General features: G+C 63.2%; 8 protein-coding genes. All 8 read left to right on the forward strand.

Going from position 1 to position 7,828, the window contains the following annotated elements:
* Window positions 1-308: L-serine ammonia-lyase, iron-sulfur-dependent, subunit alpha (locus QVE23_RS09540; RefSeq protein WP_287968054.1), on the forward strand; the 308-nt coding region annotated here is incomplete at its 5' end.
* Window positions 309-800: 492 nt separating this feature from the next.
* A complete protein-coding gene (locus QVE23_RS09545; protein ID WP_021750071.1) occupies window positions 801-1,499 on the forward strand; it encodes a response regulator transcription factor in 699 nt (232 codons plus the stop codon).
* Window positions 1,496-3,532, forward strand: coding sequence for a sensor histidine kinase (locus QVE23_RS09550; protein WP_119311153.1), 2,037 nt, complete (start codon window positions 1,496-1,498; stop codon window positions 3,530-3,532). Before QVE23_RS09545 ends, QVE23_RS09550 begins: the two co-directional genes overlap by 4 nt.
* Window positions 3,533-3,684: 152 nt before the next feature.
* The gene (locus tag QVE23_RS09555; RefSeq protein WP_287968056.1) at window positions 3,685-5,124 is read left to right on the forward strand and encodes an aminoacyl-histidine dipeptidase; all 1,440 of its coding nucleotides are present in this window, start codon (window positions 3,685-3,687) and stop codon (window positions 5,122-5,124) included.
* A 127-nt stretch (window positions 5,125-5,251) separates the two neighbouring features.
* A complete protein-coding gene (locus QVE23_RS09560; RefSeq protein ID WP_021750074.1) occupies window positions 5,252-5,683 on the forward strand; it encodes a PPC domain-containing DNA-binding protein in 432 nt (143 codons plus the stop codon).
* Window positions 5,680-6,246 (forward strand): phosphodiesterase, encoded by a 567-nt coding sequence (gene yfcE, locus QVE23_RS09565; protein WP_287968058.1) that lies wholly within the window; start codon window positions 5,680-5,682, stop codon window positions 6,244-6,246. The genes QVE23_RS09560 and yfcE overlap by 4 nt, the downstream gene beginning before the upstream one ends.
* Entirely contained in the window at window positions 6,243-6,947 is a 705-nt protein-coding gene (locus tag QVE23_RS09570) for a DNA alkylation repair protein (RefSeq protein ID WP_287968059.1), read from the forward strand. Before yfcE ends, QVE23_RS09570 begins: the two co-directional genes overlap by 4 nt.
* Window positions 6,944-7,696, forward strand: a complete 753-nt coding sequence (gene srtB / locus QVE23_RS09575; RefSeq protein ID WP_021750077.1) for a class B sortase — start codon at window positions 6,944-6,946, stop codon at window positions 7,694-7,696. The genes QVE23_RS09570 and srtB overlap by 4 nt, the downstream gene beginning before the upstream one ends.
* Window positions 7,697-7,828 lie beyond the last annotated feature (132 nt).

Below are 7,828 nucleotides of genomic sequence, written 5' to 3' on the forward strand. Positions count from 1 at the left end.
CCATGGTGTGGCTGATGGGCGGCAGCGATGAGCAGATCGGCAAGGCCATCATCAACATGAGCGGCAACCTCACCGGTATGATCTGCGACGGCGGCAAGATCGGCTGCGCCCTGAAGCTGGCTACTGCCACCAACGCCGCCATCATGTGTGCCCAGCTGGCCATGAGCGATGTGGTGCTCCAGTCCACGGACGGCATCTGCGGCAAGACGCCGGAGCAGGCCATCCGCAACATGGGCCTGGTCAGCACCCCCGGCATGGTGGAGACCGACAAGACCATCCTGGACATCATGATGAAGAAGGACGCCTAAATGTATGCGCCTGCGTCCTTCAAAGCCGCCCGGCGGGAAACTCCCGCCGGGCGGCTTTTTTCCGGGGTTGATTTTTCCGGCGAAATCCCCTACCATAGGAGTATCTTAAGCAGCGCGGTGCGCTGCGGAAAATGGAGTGAACAGGACAGCCGGGAGGAACTGCTGATCCTTTCTGCCAGGAGACCGTCCGCATCCCCGGCCCCTCCGGCCGGGAGCAGGGGGTGGCAGAACTGGTACAGTGGGAAGATGGAGGAATCCGGCTTCGACGAGGTCCAGACAGACCGCTGCGGCAGCGTGCTGGGGCGGATCCGGGGCAGGCGGCCCCCGCCCGTATGGGCGGGGGCCGCTCCGTGCGTTCAGAGATTCCCGTTTGTCCGGCTGTGCCGCCCGGCGGAAGGCGGCACCGAAAGCGGTCTTCATAAAATCTTAAGAAGTTTCCCGGTTTTTTATTAAACCGCCATCCGGTATCATGGAAGCCAAGGAGGGAGCCCCATGTACAACATCCTGATCTGCGACGATGAACAGGACATCGTCAACGCGCTGAAAATCTACCTGGCCAATCCGGACTACCATTTGCTGGAGGCCCACACCGGTCAGGAGGCTCTGGATGCCCTGGAGCGGAAGGACATCCATCTGGTGCTGCTGGACATCATGATGCCGGAGATGGACGGGATTACCGCTTTGGCAAAGCTCCGGCAGGTGAGTAACGTGCCGGTGATCCTGCTGACTGCCAAGAGCGAAGACACGGATAAGATCCTGGGCCTCAACGTGGGGGCAGACGACTACATCACCAAGCCCTTCAACCCGGTGGAGGTGGCTGCCCGGGTCCGCAGCCAGCTGCGGCGGTACTTCCAGCTGGGGGGCGGTGCACTCCGGCCGGAGGTGCTGACCCTGGGCACTATCCAGATGGACGACCGGGAGAAGACCGTCGCCGTGGATGGGGATCCGGTAGCTCTGACGCCCACGGAGTACGATATTCTGAAGCTGCTGCTGGAGCACCCGGGGCAGGTGTTCTCCCCCAGGGAGATCTACCGGAAGGTATGGAAGGACGCTCCCTTCGGCAGTGAGAACACAGTGGCGGTTCACATCCGCCACCTGCGGGAGAAGATCGAGATCGACCCGGCGGAGCCCAGATACTTAAAGGTGGTCTGGGGCCAGGGGTACAAACTGGAAAAGGGGATGCGGACATGAAGGCCATCGAACAGAACATCGAAAAGGAGATCGCCCAGGCGGTGATGGAGGAGCAGCCCATGCAGCCTCCGGCACCGAAACGGAAAAAGAGGCTCACGGAGAGTACGGCGGCCAAGGTCATAGCCTTTCTGCTGATGCTGGTGATGACCGCCGTTACCGCCGGCGGTGTGCTGGGCGCGGTGTTTTTGTACAGCACCGACGTCTATGTCACCAGCGAGACGGCTTTCAAGCAGGAGCTGTTTTCCAATATCGCCTGGGGAGACGGGCAGACGCTTCTCAATTTCCTGATCTGGAACAGTGAAGAGCAGGTATACCAGATGAATACGGAAGCAGCAGACAGCTACTGTGCGGAGCGGAACATCTCTTACGTCATGGTACAGGATAAGACCGGCAGGGAGCTCTGGTACACGGGGCTTGCAGAATATGATAGTCCGTGGCAGTTCAGATTTTCCTATGACTGGGCAAATCCGGAACGGCCCAGCGCCGGCGTTGTTGAGAACGCTTATACCGTGCGGATTACAGTGCCGCTGTCCTCTGTGTTTGTTTATGACGACGACTACGCCCTGGCCAACCGGCTGGCGGAACTGGCCTACGCCCTCCGCTACTGGATCTACGCCATCATCGCTGCTGCGGCGCTGCTGGTGACAGTCTGCTTCATCTTCCTGCTGTGTGCCGCCGGGCACCATCCTTACGTGGACGGCGTCCGTCCCGGCTGGGGGACACGGATCCCACTGGACCTTCTGACGGCGGCGGTGGCACTGGGGCTGTTCTTGGGCATCCAACTGGTGGTGGAGGCCAACTTTGGAGGCATTGGCGTGGTGCTGGCTGTGGTACTGGGTCCTGCCGCCCTGGCGGGCGTCTTTACCGGCTGGTGCATGTCCCTGGCCCTGCGGCTCAAACTGGGTGGCTGGTGGAGAAATACGGTGGTCTATGTGGCCCTCCGCTTGCTCCGCCGTGGCGGCGGGGCGGTCCTTCGGGCCCTGGGCAGCGGCCTCCGGGGCGCAGCGCATGGGCTGGCGGGACTGCTTCACAACGTCCCCCTGGTGGGCAAGACCGTGCTGGTGTTCCTGGGCCTCTGTGTCCTGGAGGGCCTTGGGATCCTGTTCAGCATGTTCGCCTGGAGCTGGGGCCTGCTGGCGCTCCTGTGGATCTTTGAGAAGCTCCTGCTGCTCCTGGCGGTGCTGGCTTTGGCCCTCATGTGCCGGAAGCTGCTGCTGGGCGGCCGGGCTCTGGCCGCCGGGGACCTGAGCTATCAGGTGGACACCAGCCGGATGGTGCTGGACTTCAAATCCCACGGCGAGGACCTGAACCACATCGCCCAGGGCATGGCGGCGGCGGTGGACCAGCGGATGCGCAGCGAGCGGATGAAAACGGAGCTCATCACCAACGTGTCCCACGACATCAAGACGCCCCTGACCTCCATCATCAATTACGCGGACCTCATCGGAAAGGAGCCCCCGAACAGTGAGAAGATCCCGGAGTACGCGGCTGTCCTCACCCGCCAGTCCGAGCGGCTGAAGCGGCTGATCGAGGATCTGGTGGAGGCGTCCAAGGCCTCCACAGGGAATCTGGAGGTGAATCTGGCCCCCTGCCAGCCTGGCGTGCTGCTGACCCAGGCGGCAGGGGAGTACGAACAGAAGCTGAAGGACGCGGGCCTGGACCTGGTAACCCGGCAACCGGAGACAGCGGTGACCATCCTGGCGGACGGCCGACGGCTGTGGCGGGTGTTCGACAACCTGATGAACAACATCTGTAAGTACGCCCAGCGGGGCACCCGGGTGTACCTGACGCTGGAGGAGCGAGACGGCCAGGCGGTGATCTCCTTCAAAAACACCTCCCGGGCGCCGTTAGATATCCCGGCGGAGGAACTGCTGGAACGGTTCGTCCGGGGAGACGCCGCCCGAGGCGGCGAGGGAAACGGCCTGGGCCTTTCCATCGCCCGGAGCCTGACAGAGCTCCAGAAGGGCACCCTGGAGCTGACTGTGGACGGAGACCTGTTCAAGGTGGTCCTACGGTTCTCTGAGCTTTCGTGAGAGACAGCGCACGGGGAAGAGGCACCGGCAAAATGGCCGGCGCCTCTTCTGTTTTTCCCAATCGGCTTGCGCCGCCCCTGGGAATGGGATATACTACAAGGCGGAAACAGACGGCGGCGCCGGGAGAATGGCCCGCCGGGAAAGGAGTGTTTATGCGCGTGTTGGAACAGTTGGAGCCCCAGGGGGTGTTCCGCTTCTTTGAGGAGCTGTGTGCCATCCCCCACGGCTCCCGGAACTGCCAGGCGGTCAGCGACTGGTGCGCAGCCTTTGCCAGGGAGCGGGGGCTGGAGTGCCATCAGGACCAGGCGGGGAACGTCATTATCATCCAGGAGGCCACGCCCGGGTATGAGGCGGCGGCACCCGTCATTCTTCAAGGCCACCTGGATATGGTGTGTGAAAAAGAGCCCGGCTGCACCAAGGACATGGCCGGAGAGGGCCTGGACCTGCTGGTGGAGGACGGCTGCGTCCGGGCGAAGGGCACCACCCTGGGCGGCGATGACGGCATTGCGGTGGCCATGGCCCTGGCGATCCTGGACGATCAGGCGATCCCCCACCCCCGGCTGGAGGTGGTCCTCACCACGGACGAGGAGATCGGAATGCTGGGAGCGGAGGCCCTGGACGCCGCGCCTCTCCGGGGGCGGAAGCTCATCAACGTGGACTCCGAAGAGGAGGGGATCTTCACCGTCAGCTGCGCAGGCGGAAGCATGGCCCAGTGCACTCTGCCCGTGACCCGGGCGCCCTATGACGGCGCGGCGCTGGAGGTGACGGTCCGGGGGCTTGCCGGGGGGCACTCCGGCACAGAGATCCACAAGGGCCGGGCCAATGCCTGTGTGCTGCTGGGCCGATTGCTCCAGGCCATGGCGGAACGGACGGAGCTGCGCCTGGTGACGGCGGCGGGCGGCGGAAAGGACAACGCCATCGCCGTGGAGGCGTCCGCCCAGGTGGTGGTATCTGACGATGCCGTCGCCCGGCAGGCGGCGGAGGCATTGGCCGCGGATCTCTCCCGGGAATATGCCGCAGCGGACCCGGGCCTCCGCGTGGAGGCGGCGCCCTGCACCGTGCGGGAGACGCCTATGGACTGGGCGTCCACAGAGCGGGCAGTCTGCATGCTCACCTGCCTGCCCAACGGCGTCCAGGCCATGAGCATGGAGATCCACGGTCTGGTGCAGACCTCGCTGAACCTGGGCATCCTGGCTGCGGACCAGACGGCCCTGACGGCCACCTTCTGCGTCCGCAGCTCCCTGGGCAGCCAGAAGGAGATGCTCCACCGTCGCCTCCGGACCCTGATGGCGCAGCTGGGGGGCACTGTCTCCATCTCCGGGGATTATCCCGCCTGGGAGTACCGGCAGGACTCCTCCCTGCGGGACCTGATGACGGAGGTCTTTCAGGAGCAGTACGGCCGGAAGCCAAAGATCGAGGCCATCCATGCGGGCGTGGAGTGCGGTATTCTGAGCGGCAAGCTGCCGGGGCTGGACTGTGTGTCCATTGGCCCGAATCTGCTGGACATCCACACCCCGCGGGAGCGGATGGAGATCGCCTCCGTCCAGCGGGTGTGGCGGTTTGTGCTGGAAGTGCTGAAGCGGTCCAAATGAGGCGCAGGGGCGCGGCGGAAGCCGCGCCCCTGCACATTGTCGCCGGAAATCCGTTGTACGCGGCGCCGTTCCGTGGTACAATAGCCGCAAAGCCGCCGGAGACGGGGGCAATCAGGGAGGGAACATCATGTATCATTGTTTCCGCCTCCGCCGGGGGCAGGATTTGTACGAGGAGATCGAGGCCTATGTGAAGGCGCATCATATCGCCGCCGGGGCAGTGGTTTCCGGTGTGGGCTGCGTCTCCCGCTGGCGGCTGCGGGACGCGACCGGTGTCCGGGTGCGCAGCGGAGAGGAGGATGTGGAGATCGTCTCCCTGATGGGCACCGTATCGGAGTACGGCTGCCACCTTCACGCCAGCTTCAGCCGGGAGGACCTCTCCGCCTTCGGCGGCCACCTGCTGCCGGGGTGCACGGTGAACACCACGGCCGAGATCGTACTAGCGGAAATCGGGAGCTGCGTGTTCACCCGCCGGCCGGACAGCGAGACCGGTTATGAGGAGTTGGAGATTGGGCCCGCATACCCGGAAGAGACACGAAACGACAGGAGAGAAGAACGATGAACGTATGGATCGCGTCGGACATTCACGGCAGTGCCCTGTACTGCCGGAAGCTGCTGGACCTGATGGAGAAGCGGGGGGCGGACCGCCTGGTGCTGCTGGGGGACCTGCTGTACCATGGCCCCCGGAACGACCTGCCGGAGGGATACGATCCCAAGGCGGTCTTTGCCATGCTGAACAGCGTGAAGGACCGGATCCTCTGTGTCCACGGCAACTGTGATGCGGAGGTGGACCAGATGGTGCTGCACTTTCCCATCGAGGCGGACTTCCGGGTGGAGGAGCTGTGCGGCAGGCGTCTGTTCCTGACCCACGGCCACCATTTCAATGTGGATCAGCGGCCCTCCCGGACCCTGCTGGACGGGGCGGGGTATGTGGTCTACGGCCACTTCCACGTGCCCATGAGGCGTCTGGAGGACGGGGTGTGGTATTGGAACCCCGGCTCTGTTTCTATCCCCAAGGAGAACAGCTGGCACGGCTGTATGCGGATGACGGAGGACGCCGTCCAGTGGCTGGATCTGGACGGCAATTTGAAGGACGAGCTGCGCGGATGGGAGGCGGGGATATGACGGACATCCAAACTGCGCTCTTTGCCCTGCGGGACCCGGCCTATCAGGCTTTTCAGAGCAAGCTGATACCCACCATAGACCCGCAGACGGTGATCGGCGTCCGGATGCCGGCTTTGCGGAAGCTGGCCCGGGAAATCGCCGGAACGCCGGTGGCAGAGGGCTTCCTCCAGGAGCCGCCCCACCGCTATTATGAGGAGAATAACCTCCACGGCTTGCTGATCTCGGCGATCCCGGGCTATGACGGTGCCGTGGCGGCGCTGGAGACATTCCTGCCCTATGTGGACAACTGGGCCACCTGTGACCTGTTGAGCCCGAAGGCATTCCGGAAGCATCCGCCGGAGCTGCGGAAACAGATCCGCCGCTGGGTGGAGGATGCGCACACCTATACTGTCCGCTTCGGCCTGGGGATGCTGATGAGCTTTTATCTGGATGAGGGGTTTCAGATGGAGGACTTGGATCTGGCTGCCGGTGTCCGGCGGGAGGAGTATTATGTGAAGATGATGGCGGCTTGGTATTTTGCCACCGCCCTGGCCAAGCAGTACGACGCGGCGCTGCCCTATCTGCGGCAGCGTCGCCTGGACCGCTGGACCCACAACAAGACCATTCAGAAGGCTGTGGAGAGCTATCGGATCACGCCGGAGCAGAAGGACGAGCTTCGCAGCCTGCGCTGGAAGGACTGCGCAAAGGAGGAGGGGGTATGAAGGGCCGGAGCTGCGGGCTCTTTCTCTGCCTGTTTCTGGGCATTGCCTGCTTCAGCGGATATCAGGTCCTGCGGATCCTGCACGAGTACCGGGTGGGAGCAGACGCCTATTTCAAACTGGAGCAGTTTGCGTCCCTGCCCCCTGCGTCGGAGGAGACGGAGGAGACGCCGGCAGAGCTGGCCTGGCCGGAGGTGGACTTCACGGCCCTGGCGGCGGTGAATCCGGATGTGACTGCCTGGCTCTACGGCCCGGACACCGGCATCTCCTACCCGGTGGTCCAGGGGACGGACAATGACTATTACCTGGACCATCTCTTGGACGGCACGGCCAACAGCGCCGGGTGCCTTTTTGTGGACACATCATGCCGGCCGGATTTTTCTGGCCGCAACACGGTGATCTACGGCCATCGGATGAAAAACGGCACTATGTTTGCCGCCCTGGGGAATTATCAGGAGCAGGTCTACTATGACGCCCACCCGGTTTTTCTGCTGGTGACACCGGAGGGGCGGTATGTGGTGGAGCTGTTTTCCGGCTACGTGGCGGACACGGCGGAGAGTGCCTGGATGCTGGATTTCTCCGATGAGCAGGCGTACCTGGCCTGGCTGGAGGAGGTGGGGGAGAAGTCCGCCTTTTCCAGCAAGGTGTCACCCAGGGCAGAGGACCGGGTGGTGACGCTCTCCACCTGCAGCTATGAATTTGAGAATGCACGCTTCGTCCTCCACGGTGTCCTGCGGCCTGAAGAGGAGTGAAAACCCCCTATTGAAAAAATTTGAAAAATCGAAAAATAAGTGTTGACATTTGGCGATGATCTTGTTATACTTATCAATGTTCCGAGCGCGAAAGCCGCATAGGACAAGCGGTTCGGGGGTATAGCTCAGCTG

It is taken from the genome of Oscillibacter sp. KLE 1728 (genome assembly GCF_934833455.1).
Lineage (GTDB): Bacteria > Bacillota > Clostridia > Oscillospirales > Oscillospiraceae > Oscillibacter > Oscillibacter welbionis.

Excerpts from the sequence above, each read along its gene's own strand:
- QVE23_RS09545 (WP_021750071.1), top strand. The coding sequence starts at position 801 with ATGTACAACATCCTGATCTGCGACGATGAACAGGACATCGTCAACGCG.
- QVE23_RS09550 (WP_119311153.1), top strand. The coding sequence starts at position 1,496 with ATGAAGGCCATCGAACAGAACATCGAAAAGGAGATCGCCCAGGCGGTG.
- QVE23_RS09555 (WP_287968056.1), top strand. The coding sequence starts at position 3,685 with ATGCGCGTGTTGGAACAGTTGGAGCCCCAGGGGGTGTTCCGCTTCTTT.
- QVE23_RS09560 (WP_021750074.1), top strand. The coding sequence starts at position 5,252 with ATGTATCATTGTTTCCGCCTCCGCCGGGGGCAGGATTTGTACGAGGAG.
- yfcE (WP_287968058.1), top strand. The coding sequence starts at position 5,680 with ATGAACGTATGGATCGCGTCGGACATTCACGGCAGTGCCCTGTACTGC.
- QVE23_RS09570 (WP_287968059.1), top strand. The coding sequence starts at position 6,243 with ATGACGGACATCCAAACTGCGCTCTTTGCCCTGCGGGACCCGGCCTAT.
- srtB (WP_021750077.1), top strand. The coding sequence starts at position 6,944 with ATGAAGGGCCGGAGCTGCGGGCTCTTTCTCTGCCTGTTTCTGGGCATT.